The organism is Rhizobium nepotum 39/7 (assembly GCF_000949865.1).
GTDB classification, from domain to species: Bacteria; Pseudomonadota; Alphaproteobacteria; order Rhizobiales; family Rhizobiaceae; genus Agrobacterium; species Agrobacterium nepotum.
On record NZ_JWJH01000009.1, the window covers coordinates 45880 to 71559 of the forward strand.

The 25680-nt window shown below is 58.8% G+C and carries 25 protein-coding genes and 2 pseudogenes; 21 read left to right on the forward strand and 6 right to left on the reverse strand.

Annotation, left to right across the window (positions count from 1 at the left end):
• Nucleotides 1-116 precede the first annotated feature (116 nt).
• The 5 genes from RS75_RS11060 (at nt 117) to RS75_RS11080 (ending at nt 5286) form a co-directional block, all read left to right on the forward strand.
• Nucleotides 117-926: a transketolase gene (locus RS75_RS11060; RefSeq protein ID WP_045020316.1), complete on the forward strand. Its 810-nt coding sequence runs from the start codon at nt 117-119 to the stop codon at nt 924-926.
• Nucleotides 926-1882, forward strand: coding sequence for a transketolase family protein (locus tag RS75_RS11065; protein WP_045020317.1), 957 nt, complete (start codon nt 926-928; stop codon nt 1880-1882). The genes RS75_RS11060 and RS75_RS11065 overlap by 1 nt, the downstream gene beginning before the upstream one ends.
• 146 nt (nt 1883-2028) lie before the next feature.
• Nucleotides 2029-3498 carry an FGGY family carbohydrate kinase gene (locus RS75_RS11070; protein ID WP_045020318.1) on the forward strand — a complete coding sequence of 490 codons (1470 nt, stop codon included), beginning with the start codon at nt 2029-2031 and terminating at the stop codon, nt 3496-3498.
• A 20-nt stretch (nt 3499-3518) separates the two neighbouring features.
• Nucleotides 3519-4472 carry a sugar-binding transcriptional regulator gene (locus tag RS75_RS11075; protein WP_045020319.1) on the forward strand — a complete coding sequence of 318 codons (954 nt, stop codon included), beginning with the start codon at nt 3519-3521 and terminating at the stop codon, nt 4470-4472.
• A 28-nt stretch (nt 4473-4500) separates the two neighbouring features.
• Nucleotides 4501-5286: an SDR family oxidoreductase gene (locus tag RS75_RS11080; RefSeq protein WP_045020320.1), complete on the forward strand. Its 786-nt coding sequence runs from the start codon at nt 4501-4503 to the stop codon at nt 5284-5286.
• Between the two features lie 90 nt (nt 5287-5376).
• Here RS75_RS11080 and RS75_RS27305 read toward each other — a convergent pair whose 3' ends face one another.
• Both RS75_RS27305 and RS75_RS11085 read right to left on the reverse strand, forming a co-directional pair.
• Nucleotides 5377-5505, reverse strand: coding sequence for a hypothetical protein (locus tag RS75_RS27305; protein ID WP_267884611.1), 129 nt, complete (start codon nt 5503-5505; stop codon nt 5377-5379).
• Nucleotides 5506-5877: 372 nt separating this feature from the next.
• Entirely contained in the window at nt 5878-7032 is a 1155-nt protein-coding gene (locus tag RS75_RS11085) for a multidrug effflux MFS transporter (RefSeq protein ID WP_052679672.1), read from the reverse strand.
• Nucleotides 7033-7160: 128 nt separating this feature from the next.
• Here RS75_RS11085 and RS75_RS11090 point away from each other — a divergent pair, with 128 nt between their 5' ends.
• The 3 genes from RS75_RS11090 to RS75_RS27310 all read left to right on the forward strand — a co-directional run bounded on the left by RS75_RS11090 (nt 7161) and on the right by RS75_RS27310 (nt 9044).
• Entirely contained in the window at nt 7161-8045 is an 885-nt protein-coding gene (locus RS75_RS11090; protein ID WP_045020321.1) for a LysR family transcriptional regulator, read from the forward strand.
• A 146-nt stretch (nt 8046-8191) separates the two neighbouring features.
• Entirely contained in the window at nt 8192-8731 is a 540-nt protein-coding gene (locus tag RS75_RS11095; protein ID WP_045020322.1) for an NADPH-dependent FMN reductase, read from the forward strand.
• Between the two features lie 181 nt (nt 8732-8912).
• Nucleotides 8913-9044, forward strand: a complete 132-nt coding sequence (locus tag RS75_RS27310) for a hypothetical protein (protein WP_267884612.1) — start codon at nt 8913-8915, stop codon at nt 9042-9044.
• A gap of 272 nt (nt 9045-9316) precedes the next feature.
• Here RS75_RS27310 and RS75_RS11100 read toward each other — a convergent pair whose 3' ends face one another.
• Entirely contained in the window at nt 9317-10216 is a 900-nt protein-coding gene (locus RS75_RS11100; protein ID WP_045020323.1) for a LysR substrate-binding domain-containing protein, read from the reverse strand.
• A gap of 167 nt (nt 10217-10383) precedes the next feature.
• Between RS75_RS11100 and RS75_RS11105 the strand changes: the two genes are divergently transcribed.
• Nucleotides 10384-10929: a hypothetical protein gene (locus RS75_RS11105; protein WP_045020583.1), complete on the forward strand. Its 546-nt coding sequence runs from the start codon at nt 10384-10386 to the stop codon at nt 10927-10929.
• Nucleotides 10930-11281: 352 nt separating this feature from the next.
• Entirely contained in the window at nt 11282-12121 is an 840-nt protein-coding gene (locus tag RS75_RS11115) for an MBL fold metallo-hydrolase (RefSeq protein WP_045020324.1), read from the forward strand.
• A 155-nt stretch (nt 12122-12276) separates the two neighbouring features.
• Here the strand turns inward: RS75_RS11115 and RS75_RS26775 are convergent, their stop codons facing one another.
• Together RS75_RS26775 and RS75_RS25580 are read right to left on the reverse strand one after the other, a co-directional pair.
• Nucleotides 12277-12660 (reverse strand): hypothetical protein, encoded by a 384-nt coding sequence (locus tag RS75_RS26775; protein WP_045020325.1) that lies wholly within the window; start codon nt 12658-12660, stop codon nt 12277-12279.
• Nucleotides 12661-12670: 10 nt separating this feature from the next.
• Nucleotides 12671-13118, reverse strand: a pseudogene (locus tag RS75_RS25580) (MFS transporter); the annotation flags it as partial.
• A 398-nt stretch (nt 13119-13516) separates the two neighbouring features.
• Between RS75_RS25580 and RS75_RS25585 the strand changes: the two are divergent.
• Nucleotides 13517-14286 (forward strand): IS5 family transposase gene (locus tag RS75_RS25585; protein WP_152643122.1). Its coding sequence is split into 2 segments (ribosomal slippage): nt 13517-13828 and nt 13831-14286, totalling 768 coding nucleotides; the frame shifts between segments, so codons are not numbered across the junction.
• 25 nt (nt 14287-14311) lie between these two features.
• On the opposite strand, the gene RS75_RS11135 is transcribed toward RS75_RS25585, so the two are convergent.
• Nucleotides 14312-14962, reverse strand: a complete 651-nt coding sequence (locus tag RS75_RS11135; RefSeq protein WP_045020328.1) for a LysE family translocator — start codon at nt 14960-14962, stop codon at nt 14312-14314.
• Nucleotides 14963-15085: 123 nt separating this feature from the next.
• Between RS75_RS11135 and RS75_RS26245 the strand changes: the two are divergent.
• The 10 genes and pseudogenes from RS75_RS26245 to hisN all read left to right on the forward strand — a co-directional run.
• A pseudogene (locus tag RS75_RS26245) lies at nt 15086-15214 on the forward strand (IS5/IS1182 family transposase); the annotation flags it as partial.
• A gap of 238 nt (nt 15215-15452) precedes the next feature.
• Entirely contained in the window at nt 15453-17036 is a 1584-nt protein-coding gene (locus RS75_RS11140) for an ABC transporter substrate-binding protein (RefSeq protein WP_045020329.1), read from the forward strand.
• A 71-nt stretch (nt 17037-17107) separates the two neighbouring features.
• The gene (locus RS75_RS11145) at nt 17108-18088 is read left to right on the forward strand and encodes an ABC transporter permease (RefSeq protein ID WP_045020330.1); all 981 of its coding nucleotides are present in this window, start codon (nt 17108-17110) and stop codon (nt 18086-18088) included.
• Nucleotides 18088-19005: an ABC transporter permease gene (locus RS75_RS11150; protein ID WP_045020331.1), complete on the forward strand. Its 918-nt coding sequence runs from the start codon at nt 18088-18090 to the stop codon at nt 19003-19005. Before RS75_RS11145 ends, RS75_RS11150 begins: the two co-directional genes overlap by 1 nt.
• A complete protein-coding gene (locus RS75_RS11155) occupies nt 19005-20840 on the forward strand; it encodes a dipeptide ABC transporter ATP-binding protein (RefSeq protein ID WP_084686783.1) in 1836 nt (611 codons plus the stop codon). Before RS75_RS11150 ends, RS75_RS11155 begins: the two co-directional genes overlap by 1 nt.
• A 56-nt stretch (nt 20841-20896) precedes the next feature.
• Nucleotides 20897-21658, forward strand: coding sequence for a DeoR/GlpR family DNA-binding transcription regulator (locus tag RS75_RS11160; protein WP_045020585.1), 762 nt, complete (start codon nt 20897-20899; stop codon nt 21656-21658).
• Nucleotides 21651-22940 carry a Zn-dependent hydrolase gene (locus RS75_RS11165; protein ID WP_045020332.1) on the forward strand — a complete coding sequence of 430 codons (1290 nt, stop codon included), beginning with the start codon at nt 21651-21653 and terminating at the stop codon, nt 22938-22940. The genes RS75_RS11160 and RS75_RS11165 overlap by 8 nt, the downstream gene beginning before the upstream one ends.
• Complete coding sequence (locus tag RS75_RS11170) at nt 22937-23902, forward strand: phosphotransferase (protein WP_045020333.1); 966 nt, start codon at nt 22937-22939, stop codon at nt 23900-23902. Before RS75_RS11165 ends, RS75_RS11170 begins: the two co-directional genes overlap by 4 nt.
• A 48-nt stretch (nt 23903-23950) precedes the next feature.
• Nucleotides 23951-24886, forward strand: coding sequence for a choline/ethanolamine kinase family protein (locus tag RS75_RS11175; protein WP_045020334.1), 936 nt, complete (start codon nt 23951-23953; stop codon nt 24884-24886).
• A complete protein-coding gene (hisN, locus tag RS75_RS11180) occupies nt 24886-25674 on the forward strand; it encodes a histidinol-phosphatase (protein WP_045020335.1) in 789 nt (262 codons plus the stop codon). The genes RS75_RS11175 and hisN overlap by 1 nt, the downstream gene beginning before the upstream one ends.
• Nucleotides 25675-25680: the final 6 nt, after the last annotated feature.

The window sequence follows — 25680 nt, forward strand, 5'->3', positions numbered from 1 at the left end:
AGACGCTCCCGCCATGGCCACCAACAAATGGCAATTCCAGCTTGACAGAAACTTCATATCTGCAATTATATAAACAGATGCATAAATATTCACACGCATGTTTTGAAGAGGATTCCATGCAGCCCAAAGAGCTAGAGCGCATTGCGCGCCAGATCCGCCTGCGCGACGTCCAGGCTGTTTTTGAAGCGGGCGCGGGCCATATCGGCGGCGAAATGTCCGCCATCGACATCATGACCGCCCTCTATTTCCGCGTTCTGCGCATCTGGCCGGACGAGCCGAAGAACCCGGCCCGCGACCGTTTCGTGCTTTCGAAGGGACACACGGCCTGCGCGCTGTATGTGACCCTGGCCAAGCGCGGCTTCATTCCGGAGGAAGAAATCTCGACCTTCCTGCAGCCGAATTCCCGCCTTAACGGCCATCCGAACTGTAACAAGGTTCCAGGTGTCGAAACCAACACCGGCCCCCTCGGCCACGGGCTTCCCGTTGCCGTCGGCATGGCGAAAGCGGCCAAGCTTTCCGGCGCGGATTACCACACCTATGTGATGACTGGCGACGGCGAGATGCAGGAAGGCTCCAACTGGGAAGCCATCATGGCGGCGGCGCAATTTGGCCTCACCAATCTGACGCTGATCATCGATCATAACCGTTTCCAGCAGGGCGCCGCCATTGCCGACACCAACGATGTCGCGCCGCTGCGCCCCAAGCTTGAGGCTTTCGGCTGGGAGGTGAGCGAAATCAACGGCAACGTCATGGCAGAAGTGGTCCCGGCGCTGGAGCATCGCGGCAACCGCCCGCATTGCATCGTCGCCCATACCAACAAGGGTCATGGCATCTCCTTCATGCAGGACCGCGTCGACTGGCACCATAAGGTCCCAAGCAGGGAACAATACGAAATCGCCGTCAAAGAACTTTCGGAGGCATTGTGATGAACGCGCCCGTAACCGTCGCCAAACTCCATGATTGCCGCGACGCCTTCGCGGAAACGCTGGAGGCGCTGGCAGCCGTCAACGACAAAGTAGTTGCTGTCTGCAACGATTCGGTCGGTTCTTCGAAACTCGGCGGCTTCAAGTCGAAATTCCCCGAGCGCCTCGTCAATGTCGGTATTGCCGAACAGAACATGGTCGGCGTCGGCGCCGGTCTTGCCAATGGCGGCCAGCTGCCCTTCGTCTGTGGCGCATCCTGCTTCCTCACCGGCCGCGCGCTGGAGCAGATCAAGGCCGACCTCGCCTATTCGAATGCCAATGTGAAACTCATCGGCATCTCCTCGGGCATGGCCTATGGCGAACTTGGGCCGACACATCATTCCATCGAGGACTTCGCCTGGACCCGCGTTCTGCCGAACCTGCCTGTCATCGCCCCCTGCGATCGCATAGAAACGGCTGCCGCCGTCAAATGGGCGGCAGAGTATGCCGGCCCGTGCTTCCTGCGTCTGTCGCGCGTCGGCGTTCCGGACCTTCTGCCGGAAGACCACGTTTTCGTACCAGGCCGCGCCAACTTGCTGCGCGAGGGTTCCGACCTGACGCTGATCGCCAACGGCACGCTGACGCACCGCATCGTCAAGGCCGCCGATATTCTCGCCAGCCGCGGCGTCAAGGCACGCGTGCTGAACATGGCCACCGTTCGCCCCATCGACGAGGCGGCCATTGTCGCGGCGGCCAATGAAACCGGCGCGATCCTGACCGCCGAGGAACATTCGATCTTCGGTGGTCTCGGTTCCGCCATCGCTGAAGTCGTGGTCGATCAGGCGCCCGTGCCGATGAAGCGGCTCGGCGTTCCCGGCGTCTTCGCCCAGACCGGTTCAGCCGAATGGCTGCTTGATGAATTCGGTATGGCGCCCGACGCCATCGCTGACGCGGCTGAAGCGCTGATCAAGCGAAAATAAGTCTCCTCCCAGGGTCGTCGCGTATCTTCGGATGCGCGGCGACACCCTTTTTTTCAGTAAAGCAGACGCCTTTTTCTTTGAACCGCCCAAGCCTAGGACAAAGAAATTGTGCGAAAATGACCGCCGCCGACGAAAGAACTCAAGTGATGCGCGCAATTCTGTCCATCGATCAGGGCACCACCAATTCCAAGGCCATTCTCGTCGCGGAAACCGGGGAGTTGCTGGCGCGCGGTTCGTCACCTGTCGGGATCGCCTATCCGCAGCCCGGATGGGTGGAACAGAACCCGAACCGCATCTGGGCCTCGGTTTGTGAAGCGATTTCCGCCTGCCTTTCAGCCGCACCCTCTGACGTCAACGTCGAGGCCGTCGCCATTTCCAACCAGCGCGAATCGGTGACGATCTGGGACGGAGAAACCGGCGAGCCCCTCGGCCCGGTCTTAAGCTGGCAGTGCCGTCGCACGGCGCAGGACTGCGCCGACCTGATCGGCAGGGGACATTCCGACCGTGTCATGGCGCTGACCGGTCTGCCGATCGACCCGATGTTTCCCGGCGCGAAGATGCGCTGGCTGCTGGAGCGCGCGCCCGAGGGCCGCAAGCTCCGCCTCGGCACGATCGATAGCTGGCTCATCCATTGCTTCACAGGCGGCAAGGTGCATGCCTGCGATGCCTCCAATGCCGCCCGCAGCCAGGTGCTCGATCTCAATCGACAGGTCTGGAGCGAGGAGCTTTGCGAGCTCTTCTGCGTCGATATCGACGCGTTGCCGGAACTGCGCGACAGTAGTGGCGATTTCGGCGTGACGTTTGGCGTTCCCGGCATCAAGGACGGCACACCGCTTCTCGCAGCCATCGGCGACAGCCATGCGGCTCTCTTCGGCCACGGCGCTTTTTATCCCGGCGACGGCAAGGTGACCTTCGGCACCGGATCCTCGGTCATGACGACCCTGCCCCATTTCATCGCGCCTGAACGTGGCATCACCACCACGGTCGCCTGGCGGCTTGGCGGAAAGCCGACCTTTGCTTTCGAAGGCAATATTCTCGTATCCGCCGCCTCGCTGCCATGGATGACGGAAATCCTCGGCCTGCCCGATGTCGCCGCGCTTGTCGAACTTGCCGCCACTGCCGAACCAGACGGCCCCGGTTTCGTGCCGGCCTTTGTCGGCCTCGGTGCGCCCTACTGGTATTCGGACGCACGGGCGCTATTTTCACAGATCAATTTCAGCACCACCCGCGCGCAGATGGCCCGCGCCGTCACCGATTCCATCGCCCTCCAGGTTCGTGACGTCTTCGCGGCCATGCGCGCGCAATCGCCGACCGGTTTTGGGCGGCTGTTCGTGGATGGTGGTCCAAGCCAGAACCGTTTCCTGATGCAATGCGTCGCAGACATGCTGGAACATCCTGTCATCCAGCACGACGCGCCGGAAGCATCGGCACTCGGCGCCGCCTATCTCGCGGGTCTCGAACTCGGTGTCTGGAGCGATCTCGATGCCATCGCGGCGCTCAACAGCCAAGGCAACGTCATTACGCCGTCAGGCGGTGACGGCAGGCGGCGGCTCGGGGTCTGGCGCGATGCGATTGCCCGCTCGACCTTACCTGTAACCTCGGGTAATGGTGAATAAAAATTCACCATGGAGGGCTTATGGGCAGGCTAAACGAACTTCGGATGATATCCCGCGTGGCGCAGATGTATTTCAGCGAGCACAAGCGACAGGCGGAAATCGCCCAGCATCTCAATCTCTCGCAGGCAACCGTGTCGCGCATGTTGAAGCGTGCCGAAGCGGAAGGCATCGTCCGCACCAGCATCATTCCGCCGCCCGGCACCTATGGCGATCTGGAAGCGCAGCTACGCGAGCGTTTCGACCTTCCGGAAGCCATCGTCGTCGATTGCAGCGAGGATCGCGACGGCGCCATCATGGCCCGTATCGGTGAGGCGGCGGCGCATTTTCTCGAGGTGACGCTATCGCAGAACGAGATCATCGGTGTTTCCAGCTGGAGCCAGACAATCTTCAAGATGGTGGAAAACATCCACCCTCTGAAAGGTGCAAAAGCGCGCTATATCGTCCAGACCCTGGGGGGCATGGGTGATCCCTCCGTGCAGACGCACGCCACCCAGATCACTACCCGTCTCGCGCGACTGACGGAGGCCGAACCGAAACTGCTGCTCGTGCCGGGCGTCGCCACCTCGCGCGAGGCGAAGCTTTTGATGCTGGCTGATCCTTTTGTACGCGAAACCATCGATCTTTTCGGTTCGATCACACTCGCCATCGTCGGCGTCGGCGCTGTCGAGCCGTCGGAGCTTCTCGCCCGGTCCGGCAATATCTTCTCCGCCAAGGAGCTTGCCGATCTCGCACAGGCGGGCGCGGTCGGCGACATATCGCTGAGGTTCTTTGACAGGCAAGGCAAGCCGGTCAAGACACCGCTGGACGACCGGGTCATCGGATTGCCGCTGGAGAACCTCTCGAATGTCGACCGCGTCATCGCGCTCGCGGGCGGCTCGAAAAAGACCGAAGCGATCGCCGGCGCGCTCAGAACCGGCGTGATCGACGTGCTCGTCACCGACAAATTCACCGCCGAACGACTGGTCGGCACATAAACATGGCATTATCCCGTAAGGAGGAGACATGAGGCGCTTTGAGGGTCAATCCGTATTCGTGACTGGAGGCAACAAGGGCATCGGTTACGGCATCGCCCGCCGTTTTGCCGAGGAAGGCGCGAAAGTCGCCATCGCCTCCGTCGACAAGGACACGCAGGATACCGCGAAGAAGCTGGCCGATGAGACCGGCTCGGTCACCCATGGCGTCATACTCGATGTGCGGGATGCGGCAGCCGTTCGTGACGCCTATGGTGCTGCGGAAGATGCCATCGGGGCGCTTTCCGTCTCCATTCAGAATGCCGGCGTCATCACCATTTCCAGGATCGAGGATCTGACGCAGGAGCAATGGGATTTAAATCTTGACGTCAACACCAAGGGTGCGTTCCTCTGCTGTCAGGAGGCGATCCGCCGCTTCCGCGCAAGCGGCATCAAGGGCCGCCTGGTCAACACCGCTTCCGGCCAGGCCCGGCAGGGGTTTATCTACACGCCGCATTACGCCGCGTCCAAATTCGGCGTTGTTGGCCTCACCCAGAGCCTTGCCAAGGAACTCGCGCCGGAAGGCATCACCGTCAACGCTATTTGCCCCGGCATCATCCATACCGAAATGTGGGATTACAACGACCGCGTCTGGGGCCAGATGCTCGGCGATTACAAGCCCGGCGAACTGATGGCCGAGTGGGTGCGCAACATCCCGATGCGCCGCGCCGGCACGCCCGCCGAAGTCGCGGCACTCGTCGCGTTCCTGGCATCCGAAGACGCCACCTATATCACCGGTCAGACGATCAATGTCGATGGCGGTTTGATTATGTCGTGAAGGGTCTCTTGTTCAGGCAACAGGCTTCGGAGGCACCTGCGTTCCTCAACACTGCGATTGTAACGCAGATGGTGGCATCGGCTCACAACATCAGTTGCGCTCCCCGCAGATCAGCTTCATGAAGGGATCGGAGATCGTGCTGTCGGCGGTTCCTATGATGCTGAAAATGGCCGCCATCCAAGGCATTTCGGTCAGGCACAGGCGAGCGTTCGAGGACATGAACCTGCTATCGACAAACACGGCATTTACCCGGGGATCGACAGGGTCTACGCCTTTGAGGATGCACGAACGGCGTTCGATAATCTCAAACGTGGGCCGTTCGGGAAGGTGGTCGTTCGATTCGAGAATGAAGTTAAGCGTTGATTTTCAATTCCGCCGTGCTCTGCCATGACGTGCGGTTATTGGCAGCGTGTGCGCACCAATCGCGCGGAATATCGTGCCTTGGCGTAGAATCGGCAGGGCTGGCGGACCATGCCCTATGAAGATGAACACTACATCTACGCTATAGCCCTCTAAGGCCGCATTTTACGGAGATTACGTGTTGCGGGGGTATCTTCTGTTCACCGGCCCACTGCCGCTGTTGGAACGTCCTCATCGCTTGCCGGACGCCAGCGCCCCTGCCGCGATCACACCGAGCAGCAGGACGGAACATCCAAGGACGGCAGGGCTCGTGCCGAATGCGGCGCTGACCGCGAGGGCGACGATCCCGGCACTCCCAATCTGGAAGAAGCCGACAAGACCTGAAGCCGTTGCAGACTTTCCGTGATCGCCAGCAATCGCGCCCGATACGGCGAGCGACAGGGAAGAGCCATTGGCGAGGCTGACCAGGCACATCGGCAATATCACGGCCCAGATGCTGGATATTCCAAGGACCGCCAAAAGGATGAAGCAGGCGCCTCCGAGCATGAAGCTGGCAATCCCGGCACCTGTGATCCTGTCATAAGGAATACGACCGAGCAGCTTCTTGCTGAGGATGTTGGCGCCGATGATACAGGCGCTGAGCGGCAGATAAAGCCAGCCGCTTTCCGCCTCGCTCCAGCCGGAGCGCTCGAACAGGAACGGCGATTGGGTGAGATAGACGAACCACGCGCAGTAGATCGCGCAGACAATGAGGGCATAGCGGCGAAAGCCTGCATCGCGTAGTACCACGCCGAAGTCCGACAACGGCAGGCCATTCCTGTGACGCCGACTTTCCGGGTGTGTCTCCGGCAGGAGCACAAGCACCATCACGAGCGCTGCCACGCCGAACAGAGCGACGAACAGGAAGTCGGCCCGCCATCCCCATGCGGCAGCGAGATGCCCGCCCACGGCCGGCGCCAGCGCCGGTGACAGCGACACCAGCGGATAGATAATGGCATAGACACGCGCCGAGCCGGTCTTGTCGCAAAGATCGGCGATGATGGCGCGGCCGATCACGAGTCCTGCTGCGGCCCCGATCGCCTGGAGTATCCGCCACACCAGCAGCATCTCGAAACCGGATGACGTAGCACAGCCGATCGAAGCAGCGATGTAGATCAATATGCCTGCCACCAGCACGGGCTTGCGGCCATAACGGTCGGACAGCGGGCCATAACCGAGTTGGGCCGTGGCCAGTCCGAAGAGATAAACCGATATTGTGACCGACATGAGCCGGTCGGCAACGGAAAGATCGCCGGCCATGGCCGGCATGGCGGGGAGAAAGATATCGGAGGCGATGAGGCCGAAGGCGCTGAGCATCGCCACGACCGCGATATGGGTGGGGCGCATAATGATCCGGGGAATGAGTGTGTCAGGGAGCGGTGGAATGGTTCGGCCAGATCCTATCGCTACCATGCCTATGTATAAATGCATCGAAATGCACTATCATGCTGCGAATACGCAGCATGAGGATTTTGATGAATTGGGATGATGTACGCCTGTTTCTGGCGGTCAGCCGGGCGGGAACGTTGCGCGCGGCGGGACAGGAGCTAAGCATCGACCAGACGACGGTCGGTCGGCGCATTGGTGTGCTTGAGGATGCGCTCGCAAGCCGGCTGTTCCTGCGAACGAAGACGGGTCTCATTCTGACAGAGAGCGGTCGCGAGGTGCTCGGCGTGGCGGAAGACATGGAGCGTCTGGCCGTGTCCTTCGCGCGTCGTTCCGAAGGTAATGATGCGAAAATCGAGGGCGAGGTGCGCGTCAGCACCACAGATTCTCTGGCTATGGACTTCGTCATGCCTGCAATCGAAACGCTGCGAAACAGCTATCCTGATGTACGCATGATCCTGAGCACGACGACACGCCTTCTCGACCTCGGGCGGCGTGAGGCCGATGTCGCGATCCGCACGCGGCGCCCCGAGCAGCCGGACCTCATCGCTCGTCGTCTGGCGACATGGCCGGTTGGGCTCTTTGCCAGCCGCGATTATATCGAACGTCGCGGCCTGCCGAAACCTGGTGACGGTTTTGCTGGCCATGACATCGCCATCTACAAACCGGGTGTCACGGATCGGCAGGATCATACGTTGGCTGGCGAGCGACGCGACAGTGGTAGGATCGCCGCCGAACTGGATTCCAGCCTGATGCTTGCGACGTTCATCCGCGCCGGTATGGCGCTCGGCGAACTGCCAGAATATTTCGCGCAGAAGGACGCCAATCTCGTGCGCATCTGGCCCGATCTCAAGCGCGAGCAAACTTATGACGTTTGGCTGGTGCTGCATCGCGATCTCGCTGCCACGGCGCGAGTGCGCGTCGTCGTCGAGGCCATCGTTCAGGCGTTCGTCGCGCTAGGACGCAATATGTGACCTGCGCGGAAATTGGTGGTGATTGGTAAACACGGCTGTCGGCAAAAAGCGTTGGATCTCTCAAAATGACAGGCCGCGCTCAACCACGATAAGCACCTCGAGAAGTGGCCGTTGATGTTCAATAAGAGAAATACTAGCAAAGTCTGATGAAAATCTTAGCAATATCCGGAAGTGGGCGCGCAAGCTCGACGAATACGGCGATGCTGCGGGCTGTTGCCGAGATCGCTCAGCCCAAACACGAAGTCACTGTATTTGACGGCACCGCTGGCTTGCCGGTTTTTTCGCCCGACTTTGAAGTGGGACCTCTTCCAGTCGAAGTTCAAGCCTTCGTGGATATGATTGGCGAAAGTCACTGCGTGATTATATCAAGTCCAGAGTATGTCAGGTCGATTCCCGGCGGTTTGAAAAATGCCATAGACTGGCTTGTATCGCGTGACGAGATCGTCCAAAAACCAATCGCGCTGATGCACGCCTCTCACCGTGGGGAGGATATGCTGGAGCAACTCAGGCTGGTTCTGTCCACCGTCAGCCAGAAATTTGCGCAAGACTTATTCCTAAGGTTTGAGTTTATGAAGCTGTCGCCCGAGGAAATTTCAGATCGACTGGCGGTGCCGACAAATCGAGCCGCTGTGGCTGATTTTTTGCGTGACCTCACCAATTCCACGGTAACTGCGGGCTCGGAGTGACGTCCCCGGCCCTAACCGGACGTTGAACTTTAGCTGCGCGCCTTTCTGCGGCTTCCCCGAATTTGCCATTTTCACGCGGCCTCGTCTCGTTTGACGCCATTACTGAGGGAGGCGACGACGCTTGTTGAAGCCAGGTCGGACTCGAGCAACAGGGCCCGGTCCGTTCGGTTCTGACCATGGCATGGAAATCGGCGACGATGTGACGTGCTTCGACAAGTGCCGGCACGGCATTCTCAATGGCCGCGATCATGACGATTCGGCTTTGGTGGAGTTGTCTCGACCAATGGTCATCAACCTCGCAATCGCGCGCTGACAGAGCGTGCGTCAGGCTACTCCCATCTGCCTTCACCCCCGGCGGCGGTGTGTTACCTATTCCGAGATCACCTGGGGCTTCCTTAGAAGCCCCGTTTCCTAATCCTGCACCAGAGAGCCGCTACATTTCGAGCTCCAGCATCCAATTGTGCATCGAGTCAGGCAAGTACGCATCCTGGGACTTTGCCAGGACCGGGGCGGGCCGGATAGGATGTGAACCCACGACCCGTCATCGCAATCTGCCGGCGCAAGGCTGGGCGAAAAGGCCCGCTTTCAAGGTGTTGGATTCGACGATCGCGCCTCTTTGAGAAGCCAATTCGCAAACATCTGGATAGGACCGTCACTCAATCGAATCGGCTCCGGCAGGATGAGGCAGAAGGTCTTCGATATCGACTCACCATCAGGCCAAGGTGCTACCAAACGACCTTCCGCCAACTCCGTCTCGATATAGAGACGCGGCACAAGCCCAACGCCGAGGCCAGCCAACGCGGCTTCGATTTGCATGGAGTGAAGATCGTAACGAGCACCAACCGCAGGATTGGTCAGTACGATTCCGGTTTCCTGCGCATAGCGATGCCAGGCGTCCGGGTTCTGGCGGCGATGGAGCCGCGGCAGCTCATCAAGGGCTGTGGCAGCGTCTCGGCCCCTGATCAGCGCCGGATGGCAGACCGGAACTAGCACCTCATGCAGCAAGCGATGCGTCCGCATTCCCGTCCAGGCAGGATGCTCAAAATGGATGGCAGCGTCGAACCCGCTACCAGTGAGAACAAATGGCTCCATCCGTTCCGCAAGATGCAGGGTGATATGCGGATGCCGCTCCTGGAACGGCTTCAGACGCGGGATGAGCCAACGCGTGGCGAAGGTCGGCAAGATTGCGATGTCGAGGCTCGCGCCGTCGCTCGGCTGCCCCATCAGATATTGGCTGTCGCGCTCCAGCCGGTCGAGTGCCTCGCGGACCTGGGCGGCATAACGCTCTCCATTCTGCAAAAGCCGAACACGATTGCCGACCCGCTCGAACAGCGTAACGCCAAGGAAAGCTTCCAGCCGGCCGATCTGGCGGCTGATCGCCCCTTCGGTCAGGCCCAGTTCGTCGGCAGCGCGAGCGAAGCTCCCATGACGAGCCGACGCCTCGAACGCCATGAGTGCGGAATTGCTGGGAATTTTGCGGCGCATGGCGGTTCCTGACAGGATGCTTCGGCATTCCATACGCCGTCACCTTGATATTCGGTCACTGAAGCATGATCCGTTGTCGTTATACAGGAAATAACTGGAGGTCTATCATGATAAAATATCAACGAAAGACAATGCCGGAAGCCCCGCTTTCGGTCGAAGGTGGTGTGATGATTTATACGGTAGAATGCAGCTTTGCCGATCCGTCCAGCGAAGCGCAATGGAACGATTTTTACAGCCTGGACAAGCTGCCAGCCCTCATTTCGGTAAGCGGCTTCCACACCTCGCAGCGATTCAAGGCGTTGAGCCGTGGCTGCTCGGTCTATCTCGCCCTTCATTCGATAGACGGCCTCGACATCCTGACGGGTGAGGAATACCGCCATAAGGGCGGCGGCAATTTCGCACGCTGGCAACAGCACATCACCGACTGGCACCGGAACCTCTATGGCGGCATCGACCGCGCGCCGGGCATTGGTGAGGGCGAATGTCTGGCGTTGAGCGCAGCAGGCCCCGAACCTCTGATCCGGCTGGGCCTCACCCCATATGCGATGCAGGCGGTCGCTATGGAGAAGTTCCCCGAACACCGCTGGCTCGCCAAGGTGGAGCGCGGCAGCGTGCCTGACATCGAGCATCTACCAGAAGGCGTCCATGTCTATGCGCCGATGACGGCACAGTTGACGAATGACGATGACGCTGCCTCCGCGAAGGCACGGTAGGTCCCATGCCGAATGTCACGATATACATTCCGGCGGGCAAGATGCCGCCGGACGAGGCACTCGCAGACCTCACAGAGCAATGCACCGAACTCTGCACCGGCATCCTCCGTGCGGCATTGGTGAATGTGCATATCGTCTATGTCGCGGTCCGGCACGGTCGCGGACACCCGGCTTTGCGGAAATCCAATATCGACTTGAGTCCTTTCGGACGCCGCCGGTCATGCAACGGTTCATGGAAAGGCTGGACGACGCAATAAGGCGCAATACCGGCGTCACCGCGCGCATCCGTTGCTTTGGCTATGCAGCGTCGAGCATTCACGCGCGAAATTAAGCTGATACCCGGAGAAAACCAATGTCTAGTTTCACATTTCCCAGCCAACACGTCGGTGACTTAACAATCACGGCAATCAGCGATGGCTATCTCCACGCCAGTTTCGACTTTCTTGCGAATATCGACCCGGCCGATGCCTGCCGTATGCAGGAAAATGCGGGGATAAAGGACCACACCTCGATCCATATCAACTGCTACCTTGTCCGTGGAGGCGGTCGCACGATCCTGATCGATGCTGGCGCTGGTGGTTTCAAGCAATGGGGCGGTCGAGTAACTGCCAACCTGCTGCTCGCCGGCATTCACCCTTCCCAGATTGACGCGATTCTATTGACCCACGCCCATCCCGATCATGTCGGGGGGCTGATGGACGCTTCAGGAGCAGCTGTCTTCCCGAACGCGGAGCTTGTCGTCCACCATCGGGAAGTCGCATTCTGGCAGGACGACGGCAATCTGAGCCGGGCGCCCGAGCGCGTCCGCGGCAACTTCCTATTGGCGCGTCAGGGCTTCGACGGATATGGCGACAGGCTGCGCACTTTTAAGGGTGGCGAAGTGCTGCCCCGCATCACAGCGATGCCGCTGCCCGGCCACACCGCCGGGCATACCGGCTATCGTCTCGAATCCGGCGGCAAGAATCTGCTTGTGTGGGGCGATATTGTCCACTTCCCCCACGTTCAGATACCGCAACCCGAGGTATCGATCGCATTCGACCAGGACGCACAGCTTGCTGCGGCAACACGGTCGCAGCTGCTTGATCTCGTCAGTTCCGAGCAGGTGATGATAGCCGGCATGCATCTGGGAGAACTCGGCTTCGCACAGATCGAGCGAACAGGAGCGAACTATGCTTTGGTCTATGAGGAATGAGCGTTTTGAACACTCGACGTCTTTCTGCCCACCACGGGAAAGTATCAAGGCTCTTGATGCAATAAAGTGATATTTTCCAATGCATTAGACGATTATCCTGATCGCAATTAAAAAGGAGGCCCGGTGACTTCAAAAGCTGTCGTCAACGCCCAAACTCAACGGCAGCGCTTGTAGAGTACCGCCTTGCCCATCCCGAACCCTTCGGGATTGTAGATCATCTGATCCTTGTCGGCCGCATACTCGAAGTTGTCGACGTTCCCCTCCTCCACATAATGGATCGCGCCGTAGCCACGAAGGCTTTCCTCCGGCGCAAAGTACACCGCATCTGGCTTGGCGCCCTTGTACTGGAGCATGTTGGCGGTGATGGTCACGGTCGAACCGCTGCATTTACCGCCTTCGGCCCAAACGCCCTGCGCTGCTTTTGGAATTTTTTGCTTCGTCGGCGAAAGCCGCGCTCGTGAGCGCCGTTCGATACGCCGCGTCGAATGGAAGAACTGATTGCCTGGCTGGATGAGCAAGGGCGAGAAAAGCGGCTCCATCCACTTTTGGTCGTCGCGATCTTCCGTCCGTCGCAATATCCTGCACGGAGGAGACAAGCGTGATCGATATGCAGATCGCAAACAGGATCGTGGCATTGCCCGGATCCACCAGCACCATCGAAGCGATACCGGCGCTCACGAGAAGCTGGGTCGGCACCACCCAGCCTCGGCGATGACCGAGCTTGGGAAACGGAGATCATCGATCCACCAACGGTGCGACCGCAAATTTCAGGATGAGCGGCAGCATCAGCAACGAAAATAGCCCGATAGTCGTGCGCGATGCCCCACTCTCGCGCATGATCGGCGGCAGGACCACCAAAAGCAGATAAGTCGGTATGCCCTGAGCGAGATACAGACCCGCCCAATACATACATCAACCACCGCTCGAAGGTCGTGGTCGATGCGGGACTACCGGGGATCGCGTCGTCGACTTGGGCCATTGCAAGAACCGAATTCATGAGCCCCGAGCACCACAGACCCAAGTAAGGTTTTCAGCGCTTCAAACGCCGGTCTGTCCCGAAGTATTAAACAGGAGTTTTTTTATCATCTATATCTCGCCTGCAAGGAAATGCTTGGATATGGACGAACCCGATTAGGACAATTGCGAACGGCAGTCCGATGCCTCGAGGCCGCGGCGGATACAGACTGCGTCTCCATGATCATCGCAGGCCGTGCCTTTTGTCGCACAATCCCTGAACCAGTCCATCAGGGAAATCTGCAGGCGCCCGCGATCTTTGCCGCACATGCCGTCTCGCCATGGGCCGACACCGGACAGACGCTCTAGGTCACATACCCATAAAATCGCTTTTGTTTTTAAGTGATTGTGATTCACTGTCCTCGTTATTTGGAGGCATTGATGGCACGCTTTGATTTGACGGATTTCGAATGGTCGGTGATTGAACCACTTCTTCCGACCAAGGTGCGTGGCAAGGCCCGGGTTGATGACCGGCGGGTATTGAATGGTATCTTCTGGCGTCTAAGAACCGGTGCGCCTTGGGCGGATATTCCAGCCCGATACGGCCCTTATACGACCTGCGTAAACCGCTTCAATCGATGGCGCCATGCGGGTCATTGGTCGCGTATTCTCAACGCAATAACAGAAGCTTACGATGGCGATATCCAGATGATCGACAGTTCGTCGATCCGCGTGCATCAACACGCCGCTAACGGTCAAAAAAAGACGAGCGATCCAATTGCATGGGTCGCTCGCGTGGCGGGCTGACAACCAAAATCCATGCTTTGGTCGATGCAGACGGCCGTCCAATCCTACTGAAACTGACAGCAGGCCAGGCTCATGACGGACGCTCGGCAGCCGATATGTTGGAGACCGTTCAGGCTGGAAACATCCTTCTGGCCGATCGCGCTTATGACAGTGACCGGTTGCGGCAGGACCTCAAGGCCGTTGGAGCATGGGGTTGCATCCGCCCCATGCCGAACAGGGTGAATATCCCCGTCTTCAGCCAATGGCTCTACAAGAAGCGCAATGCAGTCGAGAGGTTTTTCAACCAACTCAAACACTTCCGTGCAGTCGCAACCCGATACGACAAGCGCGATGATAACTTCCTCGCCTCCGTCCACCTCGCATCAATTCGTATCTGGTTGCGATCTTATGAGTCGGTCACCTAGGGCGACTTCCAAGGGAAGACGGGGTCTATTTCTTTTGATTACCAGCAAAAGCGGCCGTCAAGCCAAGGCCGATATATACGAAACCACTGACCCAACGTTCGGCCTTCAGATACACGGGGCTGCGCTTCAGCCACTTGCCGGCCGTGCCGGCGGCAAGTGCGTAGGAGCTGTCCGTCAGAACACCAATCGCTGTGTAAATAATCCCGAGGAAAGCAATCTGCATTGCCACATGGCCACGACTGACCTCAACGAACTGCGGCAAGAAAGCCAGAAAGAACAGCGCTGTCTTCGGATTGAGGAGGTTGACAATAAAGCCCTCACGAAAGAGGCGCATGCGGCTTCGCGTCGGTAAACCGCCCTCGACGTCGGGAATGTCCGAGGCGCCGAAAAGCTTCTTGAGGCCAAGCCAGATCAGATAGGCCGCGCCGGCATACTTCACGACGCTGAAGGCCAGCGCGGATGACGCCAGGAGCGCCGACAATCCCACAGCGGCGGCGACGACATGAACGAGCGTGGCCGTATGGATGCCAAGGATCGAAACGAGCCCGGCAGAGCGACCCTGCTCGACCGAGCGCGCGAAGATGTAAAGAACTGCCGGTCCCGGTACGAGAAGCAGCACCAGTGTGGCACTGACGAACAGGCTGAGATTCGTTGCGCTGGGAATTACCAAATCCATGATTGTCTGCCCCCTTTTCTATTGCACTAACAATAGCATTGGGCTGCCTCCAATGCGAGGTCATCTTCTATTTTTATGCTTTCACGTCGCGCCGATTTCTGGTTCAGGGTCCACCATGCATGACTGTACCGTGAGCGAAACTTCATCGAACGTTTCTTCTCTAAGCTGCAGCACTTCCGCAGGGTTACCACCCGATACGACAGGATAGCCGAGAACTTTCTCGCGATGGTCCAGCTTGCCTCGATCCGCCTTGGCTCCGAGTTTATGAGTCTACAGCCTAACGCAAAACACCGCCGCACCGACTTCAGCGATCACACTTGTCGATTAATTCCTTCTCATTCGACTAATAAATGGTCAAATCCCACAAATTGAACTGGCCAAAAAGCGCGTTTTTCGCCTGAAATTCGAATTGGCACGCGCTTTGCTTGTGACTGATTTGACCGTTTTGACTGATTTGACGGTTTGTTCAAAAATAGAAAAGGGGAACTCGATGGGTTCAGAATTCAGTCGTCGTCGCTTCCTGCAAGGATCCGCGGGCGCAGCCGCGGTCGCTGGCTATATGCAGATCAATCCTGATTTCTTCATCTCGTCGGCCTTCGCGCAGGCTGGCAAGACCATGACCTTCCTGTCGGCCGAAAACATCACCGGCAACTGGGACCCGACCGCTCATACGACACTTTCCCAGAAGAATATCGAAGGTTTCGTCATGGGCTTTCTTACCCGCACGCCGATGAAACTCGATGATCCCGGCGCGGTCGTTTACGAACTGGCGACCGACATCAAGCTGCTTGACCCACACCGACTACAGATCAAGCTGCGCGAAGGCATCGTCTTCCATGACGGCAAGCCGTTCAAGGCGGAAGACGTCAAGGCAACCTTCGAATACGGCTCCCAGGCAGATCGCCCGGCGCAGTGGTATCCCGGCCCGACCGAGACGCTGACGATCGAAACACCTGACGATTACACCGTTATCGTCGACACATCCAAGGGCGGCTATCCGGCTCATCTCTTCATCTTTCTTGCATCCTTCCTGCCGATCATGTCGGCCAAGGATGTCGCCGGTGGCCCCGGCGGTCCGCTCTCCCAGCGGCTCAACGGCACCGGTCCTTTCAAATTCGTCGAACAGCGCGGCAACGACACCGTGATGCAGGCCTATGACGGCTACTTCAAAGGCAAGCCGGTCATCCCCAGCATCAACTTCACGTTCACCGGCGATTCCACAACCCGTATGCTGTCACTGATGAACGGCCAGGCTTCTATCGTCGAACGTCTGGAGCCAGAGCAGGTGGACTCGATCAAGGACAATCCGGCGATTTTCATCAACAAGGTCGTTTCGGTAGAGAACAAATATCTCTGGTTCCGCTGCTCGAAACCGCCATTCGATGACCCCCGAATCCGTCTTGCCGCCTGCCATTCGATCGATCGCGACATGATAATGGAACTGATGGGCTCGGCCGGCTATGCCTCGTCAAACTTCGTCTCACCGGTCAAATTCGGCTATGTCGATCTGCCGAACTACCCAAAATTCGACCCGGAGAAGGCCCAGGCCTTGCTCGCCGAAGCCGGTTTCCCAAACGGCAAAGGCCTGCCACCGCTTGAATACATCACTTCCGTCGGCTTCTATCCGAAGACCAAGGAATATGGCGAAATGCTGACCGCCATGTTGCAGGAGCAGGGCTTCAATGTCAGCCTGACCGTGCTTGAACCTGCCGCCTGGAACGAGCAGCTGTACCATCGCCCCGGCGGTGGGCCCGGCCACATGGTCGATTGCGGCTGGTCGACAGCTTCTCCTGAACCGGATCTGGTGCTGCGCACCCATTTCCATTCCACCTCGCACCGCATCTGCGGCATCGAGGACAAGGAAATCGATGCCAGCCTCGACAAGGAACGTTCGGCACCGACCTTGGAAGAGCGCAAGAAGATCCTTCAGGAAGAGACCATGCCTCTCATCACCTCCAGGATGCCGGCACTCTCGCTGTTCACATCCGTGATGATCCACGCAATGCAGAAGGACTTTGAGGGCATGTACATCTATCCCGACGGGTCAATCGACGCCGCCAAACCTGCTGCCTGACCGTGATCAGCCACACGCCGCGATCAGGCGGCGTGTGGACTTGCCCGTGACTTTTAAAGCGGAGTGACTGAATGTTTGCCGTGAACTTCCTGATGCGGCGCCTCGTGCAAGGCGCCATCATCATATTCCTTGTGTCCCTGCTGATCTTTACCCTGTTGCGGGTGGTGCCAGGCGACCCGGTGCGCCTCATGGCGGGCGGCATGGCGCCCGAAGCACTGATCGAAAAGATCGCAACCGACATGGGCCTTCGCGATCCTATCCTCGTGCAATTCGGTCGCTACATGGGTGGTGTGGTTCGCGGCGATCTTGGCCAGTCCTTCGTGCGCCCGGCAAACGGCGCCTCGACCGGTGGCGCGACATTCAACGACACTACCCGCGGCGAACGAGCAAAAGTCTTCGACCTGATTTTCGACACCCTGCCGATGACGCTCCAGCTTGCGGCCGTCACACTGGTGATCGCGCTGATCTTTTCGGCAATTGTCGGCATTGCCGGCGGGCTGTCGATCGGCAGGTGGCCCGACAAGCTGGCATTCTACATATCCTCGATCTTCATCTCGCTGCCGAATTTCTGGCTCGGCATCGTTCTGGCATTGCTCTTCTCGGTGAAGCTCGGATGGCTGCCTGCAATTGGCTATCAGGGCTTTGCCTACACAATCCTGCCAGCAATAGTGCTGGCGGTCGAACTGTCTCCGGTGCTGATCCGCACGCTGGTCAGTTCGGTATCCGGCCAGATGATGGAGCCCTATGTGTCGGTCGGACGCGTACGTGGCTTGAGCCGTTCGCGGATCATCTCCAACCATGTCCTGCGCAACGCCTCGGTGCCGCTTCTCAACCTGCTCGGTGTGCAATTCTCCAGCCTGCTCGGCGGAGTCATCATCGTCGAATATATCTTCGATTATCCCGGGCTCGGTCTTCTGACCATCAATGCCGTGCTGCAGCGCGACTTTCCGTTGATCCAGGGGATCGCGATCGTCACGAGCGCCATCTTCGTACTGATCAACATTGTCGTCGATCTCGTCGCAACCACCATCGATCCGAGGCTTGAATACTGATGTCCATCACATCCGCACTCGATACCCCGATCATATCGAAAATGGCAAGCCGCTCGATTGCGCGTCGCATATTCGATCGCGCCGCATCGACGCCCGGTTTTCGCATCGGTCTTGCGATCTTCCTGCTGCTTGCGGTTGCCGCCGCGCTCTATCCGGAAATCAGTGGCGTCGACCCGACCAAGATGGATGTTAAGGCCCGCCTTCTGCCGCCACTCTTCTTCGGTGACAACTGGAGCTGGGGTCACCCGCTCGGCACCGATCAGATCGGCCGCGACATGCTGGTGAGGTCGCTTGTCGGCCTGCGTTACTCCTTCCTGATCGGTATTGCGTCGGTTGCAGTGACACTCATCATCGGCTGCGCCCTCGGCACGATCGCAGGTTATTTCGGCGGCCGCATCGACATGCTGATCATGCGCCTGACCGATGCGCAGCTCTCTATCCCCATGATCATTCTGGCGATCGCCGTTCTCGGCGTGTCGCGCCCGACAATTCCGGCCATCGTCCTTGTGCTCGGTCTGTCAAGCTGGCCGGTCTATGCGCGGATCATGCGCAGCATAGTGATGACGGAAAGGCAGCGGGAATATGTGCGCGCTGCGAAACTTGGAGGCTCGACCGATTTCCGCATCATCGTCAGCCTGCTTCTGCCGCTGCTCCTGCCGCCGGTGATCTTCACCTCGGTGCTCGATGTGGCACGCATGATGATCTTTGAATCGACGCTCGGTTTCCTCGGTCTGGGCGTCCAGCCGCCGACGCCGACTTTCGGCAACATCATCGCCGATGGCCGCAAATATCTTCTGAACGCATGGTGGATCGCCACCATGCCCGGCATCTTCCTCGGCCTCACGCTAACCAGCATCAATCTCATAGGCGCTTCGCTGGAGCGGGCCCGTAACGCCATCCACGGAGGGTCCGAGTGATGATCAAACCACTTCTTCAGCTGAAAAACCTCACCGTTAACGCCGGTCGCTCGGACAAGGCGAAGATTATTCTGGACAATATCTCCTTCAGTCTCGCGCCGCGAGAGATCGTCGGTGTCGTCGGGGCCAGCGGAGCCGGCAAAACGGTGCTGTCGAAGGGAGTCGTCAACTGGCTGGAACCGCCCCTTTCCGTCAGTTCCGGCAACGTCCTCTTCGAAGGCAAGGATATTTACGGCATCTCCGAGAACGAGATGCGGACCCTGCGCCGCCGGGTCGCCTATGTCGGCGCCAATCCGATGGGTGCACTCGATCCGACGCTGCCGGTCGGCGCCCAGATTGTAGAGAAGCTGCGTGCGGTCGTTCCAGGCACTTCGCGGCAGGAGGCGGAAAAGCGTACGATCGAGCTTCTGGAGGCCGTCCGCATTCCGTCGGCCCGCAGCCGTTTCAGCGACTACCCCTCGCAGTTTTCCGGCGGCATGATGCAGCGCGCATTGATCGTTGATGCGTTGGTGACGAACCCGGCGCTGTTGATTGCAGATAACGTCACCCAGCCGCTCGACGTCACCGTCGCAGCCCAGGTCATCCGTCTGATGAAGGAACTGACCGACAGTTTCGATACCGCTGTGCTGTTCGTCTCCTCCTCACTTCCCATTGCCCGCGAAACCTGCAATCGAATTTTGGTAATGGAGAAAGGCCGCATTGTTGAGGAACAGGAAACCGAAAGGCTGATCGCTACCCCTGCATATGCCTATACGAAGGAGCTTGTCGAACAGACGCCAAAGATCTGGATCGAAAAGACCGAGATGCCGCGTCTCAACGACAAACGTGACGTTGTCTTGAGCCTGCGCGACGCCTCACAGGTCTACAGGGTAAAGAAAAGGACCGGTTTCGGCGGTTTCAACCATGTGCGTGCGGTTCGCAACGTCACCTTCGACGTCCGCCGCGGCGACAGCTTCGCTATTGTCGGTGAATCCGGTTGTGGCAAGTCGACGCTCATGCGGCTTCTGAGCAGGCTGGAGCTGCCGAGCTCCGGCCAGGTCCTGTGCGGCACGGATGACATCGCGATGCTCGGGGGCAAAAACCTTCTCACCTTCCGCAAGAAGCTGCAAATGGTACTGCAGGATCCTTTCGGCTCGCTGCCGCCACGTACATCGGTCGGGAAGATGCTCGAAGGCCCGCTTCGCACGCACGGATGGAAGGACAGCGCCAGGATTCGTGAGCGGGTGCTCAAGGTCATGGGCGAAGTCGGCCTCTCCGCCGATCTCTACGAAGAACTGCCGCTCGGCCTCAGTGCCGGCCAGCGCCAGCGCATCAACGTTGCCCGTGCGCTGGTTCTGGAGCCTGAAATCCTGATCATGGACGAAACGCTTTCTGCTCTCGACCAGACAGAACAGTTCAAGCTTCTCGATCTTTTCCAGAAACTGCAGAAGGAATACGACCTCACCTACATCTTCATCTCCCACGACCTTGCAATGGTTCGCAAGGTCTGCAACCGGGTGGCGGTGATGTATCTCGGCGAGGTCTTCGAACTGGCCGATAACGAGCGGCTGTTCTTCGATCCCGGACATCCTTACACAATGGCGCTGCTCAGTGCGATGCCGACACTTGAAGAACGCCGCTACCAGCCGGAAGACTGCCTTCTGGAAGGTGAACCGCCAAGCCCGATCGATATTCCTCCAGGTTGCAGCTTCAAGTCGCGCTGTCCGCGTGCGATGGAGAGATGCGGCAGCCTGCAGCCCGCTCTTACCTCGCGTGGCAGCCAGGATTTCGCCGCCTGTCATCTCATCCAGCCACTGGCTCTCGATGACGAAACCCGTCAAATGGCTTCGGCCTGAACATGGTTGCGGGCCACCGAAAGGCCGCAACGATCACTACAATCCAGGGTGCATTCATGAGTTTCACCGAACATCGCCTCAAGCTTATCCTCGACATGCTGAAGCAGACCCAGCGCGTCAATGTGAGGGAGCTTGCCGATCATCTGCAGGTCAGCCAGGAGTCGATCCGGCGCGACCTTAAGGAACTTGAGATGCGCGGTTATGCCCGCCGCGTCTATGGCGGCGCGGTCCTCGATCAGCAGGAAAGCGATCAGCCATTTACCGATCGACTGCGCGTCAGCTCCCGCGAGAAAGCCAAGATCGGCGAGGCCGCAGCGTCGCTCGTCGAAGACGGCATGAAGGTCTTCATCGATACGGGCACCACAACGATTGCCTGCCTGAAACATATTGAGACACGCAAAGACTTGACCGTTGTCAGCAATTCGCTGGCGGTCGCCGCCCATTTTTTCAATCTGCCGCAGGCAAGTGTGCGGGTTCTCGGCGGCCGCATGCGCCCCGACTATCAGGCGACATACGGCCATGAGACCGTGGCCGCGCTGAAGGAGCATTTCTTCGATCTCGCGATCATCGCCATCAGCGCCATTCACGCGGAACGCGGGTTCATGGATTTCGGCGAGGACGAGGCGATCCTGCGCCGCGTCGCCAAGGCTCAGGCAAAACGTTCGATCATTGTTGCCGACAGTTCCAAGTTCGGTCGCCTCGGTTCCATCCACACATTCGGCCTCAGCGAAATCGACGCTGTGGTGACCAGCGGCGTCATCGCGCGGGAATTTTCAGATCAATTCAATCAATCCAAAGTGGAAATCATACATGCCTGACGTTCCCTCCTCCTCTGCCCCGATCAATGCCGAGCGGCTCCAGTTGCTTATGGAGACGCTCTCCACTTTTGGCGGAGGCCCCGATGGCTCGATGACCCGCCTGACACTTTCCAGGGAAGACGGCATGGCGCGCGACTGGCTGGGGCGCTGGTTTACCGAAAACGGCTTCGAGCAGGCCGTTGACGCGATCGGCAACCAGTTCGGCAGGATGAAGTTGGCAGGCGCAAATGCGCCCGTCATCATGGTCGGTTCCCATATCGACAGCCAGCCAAACGGCGGTCGTTTCGACGGAGCGCTCGGCGTCATCGCCGCCTGCGAGGCGGTTTTATCCGTCAGCGAACGTCTCAAGGCGGAAGGCAGGTTGTCCGCCTGCAACTTTCAGATCGTCAACTGGACCAATGAGGAGGGCGCCCGTTTCCAGCCGAGCCTGCTCGGCAGCAGCGTGTTTACCGGCGCCATTGAACTCGAATGGGCGCTGGAACGGACAGATGGTGATGGCATTACGGTACGCCAGTCGCTGGACGAGATCGGTTATGCTGGCAAGGAAAAGGTGGAAATTCCCGACGCATTGATTGAGCTGCATATAGAAGGTGACACGACGCTCAGCCGTGCCGGGGAGCGGTTCGGTATCTTCACGCGGTTCTGGGGCGCCACGAAATATCGCCTCGCCTTCCATGGGCGCCAGGCGCATACCGGCGCAACCCCGATGGCAGATCGCAAGGATGCGCTGCTTGCTGCTGCCTATCTGATCGCCGATCTCAAGCAGATCTCGACGGAACACGGCCTCGACCTGCATACGTCGGTTGGCCGCCTGGAAGTCTTCCCCAATTCACCCAATGTCGTGCCGGCCGAAGCCGTGCTGTTCATCGAGCTGCGCTCAGGATCGCCAGACGTTCTGACGGAGGCGGAACGCAAGATGAAGATCAAGATAGAGAAGGCGGCGCTGAAAGCCGGCGTAACCTCAGAGGTCCGCTCCATCGACCGCCGCAAGGCCGGAACGTTCGCGCCGGGTCTGGTGACGCTTGCGGAAAGTGCTGCGGCGCATCTCGGCCAGACCGCCCGCCACCTCGATACGATCGGCGGCCATGATGCCGTTGCCGTCTCCGATGTCTGCCCTGCGGTAGTTCTGGCGGTTCAGAGCCGTGACGGCGTAATCCACCACCCGACCGAATACACCTCGCCTGAAGATCAGGCCCTTGGCGCGCAGATATTGGCGGACATGCTTTACAAGATCGCCTGCGAAGGTTTGAAGGTCGCCGAACTCAGCGAGGCTGCCGAATGAAGAAAACGGGTTCTCCTGAATCACCGATGGAAGCCCGCGCGGAGAAGGCGCTTTCAGTCTTTTCCGCAGTGATTGGCGACACCCCTTCCTATGCGTCCGGGACGGCATCTGTCGCATCGCCGTCCTATCATGCCGTCGAATCCTGTAATTTCGTGGTCGCGCCGGCAGACGGCGAAGCACGTTATTTCCTGCGTCTCTGTGCCGATGAGGTAACCGATCTCGTGGATGCCGAGGCCGCTAATGCTGCGGCAAACCATTTTCATAACCTTGGTCTTTCGCCTCAGCCCCTTGGTTACGATGCCGGGACGCGCAGCACGCTGTTTGCCCGACTTGGTCACGGCTGGCGAGCGGCAAGGATCGACGATCTGATGCAGCCGGCAGGTGTCGTCCGACTGATCGAGATGCAGACGACGATCGCACAGAGTATTTCCACCGGCCGAACATGGTCAGTCTTCGATGGTGTCGATCAGCTCTGGGCGATCGTGACTGCCGGTGACACCAGCCTGCCCGGCGATGCCGAATGGATGCTCTCCTGGATGACGCCGATCCGCGAAGCTGTTTCAGCCGCTGGCATGGACCTGAAACCGGCCCACGGTGATCCGCAGGCTTCGAATGTCATGCTGGGCCCAGACGGATCAATGCAGCTCGTGGACTTCGACATGGCCGCCGACATCGACCCTTATTACCAGCTCGGCGTTCAGATGAACGAACTCTACCAGTTCGAAAGCCAGATGAGGCCGTTGCTGGAAATGCACGACGGCAGTTTCAGCGAAAGAACCTTCAATCGCTGCCGTGTCTATGCTGCGGCAGACGACCTCTACTGGGCCTTGCGCAGCCTCGTGCTGGAGCTTCGTTCGCCGCCGCGGGGTGTCGAATTCCTGAAATATGCCGGCTGGCGTTTCCTGCGTTGCCGGATGCTGCTCGGCCAACCGGACTTCGAAGCCAGACTACGGGCGCTTTAAGCATAACCATAATGACAACGGGCTAGAAACAATAACGGGAACAAGCCTATGAACGAACTGGGAATGGCACGATCCGATGCCGAACGGGCAGTTGAGGCCGCAATCATCCAGGTGACACCCTGGCAAGGTCGGCGACTGCGCTATCGTCCGGTCTCCGGAGGCATCAGTAACACCAATTTCCGCATTGAGGTCGAAGGTGAGGATCGGGCATATTTCCTGAAAATCCCTGGCCGCGGTACCGAGATGTTCATCGACCGCAAGGCCGCAGCCGCAGCAAGCAAGCAGGCCGAGGCGATCGGCGTCGGGCCGAAGACATTCGACTACCTCAATCACCTCGATATCGAAATCGCCGAATTCATCGACGGTCGCCGCGCCTCGACACATAGGGATTTCGCAGACCCGGCAATCCGTAACGAAGCGGTGCGCGTCTACCGGCAGTTTCACGATGCCCCTGCCCTGCCGCTGACGAAAACCGTTTTCGATATGATAGAGGAACATTTTGATCAGGCGCGCCTGCTTGACGGCCACTGGCCGCTCGACCACGACTGGCTCTTCCGGTCCTACAGGCAGGCACGCGCCGCACTTGAGGCTTCCGGGCTTGATCTGGTTCCCTGCTTCAATGATCCGATGCCGGGCAATTTCCTGATCGGCGACGACAAGTCGATCAAGCTTATCGATTTCGAATATGCATCGAACAATGAAAGGCTCTACGATCTGGCGATCTGGAGCGGCGAGATGTTCTATTCGGAGGACACCGACTGCGAGATCATCGAGGAATATTTCGGTTTTTATAACAAGGCGTGTCACGCCCGCTTCATCGTCCACAAGGCGCTGGCCGATATCAAGTGGAGCACCTGGGCGATGGTGCAGAACCGGATTTCGACGCTCGACTTTGATTTCTACAAATACGGGATATGGAAGCATATGCGCGCCCGCTCGATCATCCGCGATCCCCGTTGGCCTCTGTTCCTGAAAGCGCTTTGATGACCATTACCGATATCAGCCCGCAACAGGCTGCGACCTATACCGCCTTCGCCGAAGAGCTTGCCGATGCCGCGCGTCCGCTGGCGCTCTCCTATTTCAGGACCCCGCTCGACGTGGTTTCAAAACTCGACGAAAGCCCGGTGACAATCGCCGACCGGGCAATCGAAAAACGTCTTCGCGAGATGATCGAGGCGCGTTTTCCCGACCATGGCATCTATGGTGAGGAGTTCGGCGTAAAGGAAGGCAATGCCTTTACATGGGTACTGGACCCGATTGACGGCACCAAGAGCTTCATCACCGGTTTCCCGTTGTTCGGTACGCTTGTCTCACTGACTTTTCAGGAAAAGCCATTCTGTGGTCTGATCGATATCCCACCCACCGGCGAACGGTGGCTGGGACGGCCGGCAGAGACATTATTTGCCGGCAAGTCGGCCCGCACCAGCGGCTGCGAAAGCATGTCCAGCGCACGTTTTTATACAACTTCGCCGGACATGTTCGTGGACAGCGAAGCCGAAAGCTTCGAGCGTCTCTCCCTTAAAGCCAGGCTGCGGCGTTTCGGCGGAGACTGCTATATCTATGGTCTGATCGCTTCCGGCCATTGCGACATCGCTCTCGAGACGGGACTTCAACCTTACGACTACATGGCTCTCGTGCCTGTTGTCACGGGTGCCGGCGGATGCATTACCGACTGGCAGGGCAATGCGCTTTCGATACATTCCGACGGACGGGTTCTGGCGTCGGCCACCCGGAGGCTTCACGACGAAGCCCTGGCACTCCTCAACCGGTGACGTGAA

What these genes read in the sequence shown, in the direction of transcription:
- RS75_RS27310 (WP_267884612.1), top strand. Translation starts at nt 8,913, where the DNA reads ATGGAAATCGGCGACGATGTGACGTGCTTCGACAAGTGCCGGCACGGC.
- RS75_RS11175 (WP_045020334.1), top strand. Translation starts at nt 23,951, where the DNA reads ATGAACGAACTGGGAATGGCACGATCCGATGCCGAACGGGCAGTTGAG.
- RS75_RS11160 (WP_045020585.1), top strand. Translation starts at nt 20,897, where the DNA reads ATGAGTTTCACCGAACATCGCCTCAAGCTTATCCTCGACATGCTGAAG.
- RS75_RS11115 (WP_045020324.1), top strand. Translation starts at nt 11,282, where the DNA reads ATGTCTAGTTTCACATTTCCCAGCCAACACGTCGGTGACTTAACAATC.
- RS75_RS27305 (WP_267884611.1), bottom strand. Translation starts at nt 5,505, where the DNA reads ATGTCCTCGAACGCTCGCCTGTGCCTGACCGAAATGCCTTGGATGGCG.
- RS75_RS11170 (WP_045020333.1), top strand. Translation starts at nt 22,937, where the DNA reads ATGAAGAAAACGGGTTCTCCTGAATCACCGATGGAAGCCCGCGCGGAG.
- RS75_RS11060 (WP_045020316.1), top strand. Translation starts at nt 117, where the DNA reads ATGCAGCCCAAAGAGCTAGAGCGCATTGCGCGCCAGATCCGCCTGCGC.
- hisN (WP_045020335.1), top strand. Translation starts at nt 24,886, where the DNA reads ATGACCATTACCGATATCAGCCCGCAACAGGCTGCGACCTATACCGCC.
- RS75_RS11085 (WP_052679672.1), bottom strand. Translation starts at nt 7,032, where the DNA reads ATGCGCCCCACCCATATCGCGGTCGTGGCGATGCTCAGCGCCTTCGGC.
- RS75_RS11140 (WP_045020329.1), top strand. Translation starts at nt 15,453, where the DNA reads ATGGGTTCAGAATTCAGTCGTCGTCGCTTCCTGCAAGGATCCGCGGGC.
- RS75_RS11100 (WP_045020323.1), bottom strand. Translation starts at nt 10,216, where the DNA reads ATGCGCCGCAAAATTCCCAGCAATTCCGCACTCATGGCGTTCGAGGCG.
- RS75_RS11150 (WP_045020331.1), top strand. Translation starts at nt 18,088, where the DNA reads ATGTCCATCACATCCGCACTCGATACCCCGATCATATCGAAAATGGCA.
- RS75_RS11080 (WP_045020320.1), top strand. Translation starts at nt 4,501, where the DNA reads ATGAGGCGCTTTGAGGGTCAATCCGTATTCGTGACTGGAGGCAACAAG.
- RS75_RS11105 (WP_045020583.1), top strand. Translation starts at nt 10,384, where the DNA reads ATGATTTATACGGTAGAATGCAGCTTTGCCGATCCGTCCAGCGAAGCG.
- RS75_RS11135 (WP_045020328.1), bottom strand. Translation starts at nt 14,962, where the DNA reads ATGGATTTGGTAATTCCCAGCGCAACGAATCTCAGCCTGTTCGTCAGT.
- RS75_RS11095 (WP_045020322.1), top strand. Translation starts at nt 8,192, where the DNA reads ATGAAAATCTTAGCAATATCCGGAAGTGGGCGCGCAAGCTCGACGAAT.
- RS75_RS11155 (WP_084686783.1), top strand. Translation starts at nt 19,005, where the DNA reads ATGATCAAACCACTTCTTCAGCTGAAAAACCTCACCGTTAACGCCGGT.
- RS75_RS11075 (WP_045020319.1), top strand. Translation starts at nt 3,519, where the DNA reads ATGGGCAGGCTAAACGAACTTCGGATGATATCCCGCGTGGCGCAGATG.
- RS75_RS11065 (WP_045020317.1), top strand. Translation starts at nt 926, where the DNA reads ATGAACGCGCCCGTAACCGTCGCCAAACTCCATGATTGCCGCGACGCC.
- RS75_RS11070 (WP_045020318.1), top strand. Translation starts at nt 2,029, where the DNA reads ATGCGCGCAATTCTGTCCATCGATCAGGGCACCACCAATTCCAAGGCC.
- RS75_RS11165 (WP_045020332.1), top strand. Translation starts at nt 21,651, where the DNA reads ATGCCTGACGTTCCCTCCTCCTCTGCCCCGATCAATGCCGAGCGGCTC.
- RS75_RS26775 (WP_045020325.1), bottom strand. Translation starts at nt 12,660, where the DNA reads ATGGAGCCGCTTTTCTCGCCCTTGCTCATCCAGCCAGGCAATCAGTTC.
- RS75_RS11145 (WP_045020330.1), top strand. Translation starts at nt 17,108, where the DNA reads ATGTTTGCCGTGAACTTCCTGATGCGGCGCCTCGTGCAAGGCGCCATC.
- RS75_RS11090 (WP_045020321.1), top strand. Translation starts at nt 7,161, where the DNA reads ATGAATTGGGATGATGTACGCCTGTTTCTGGCGGTCAGCCGGGCGGGA.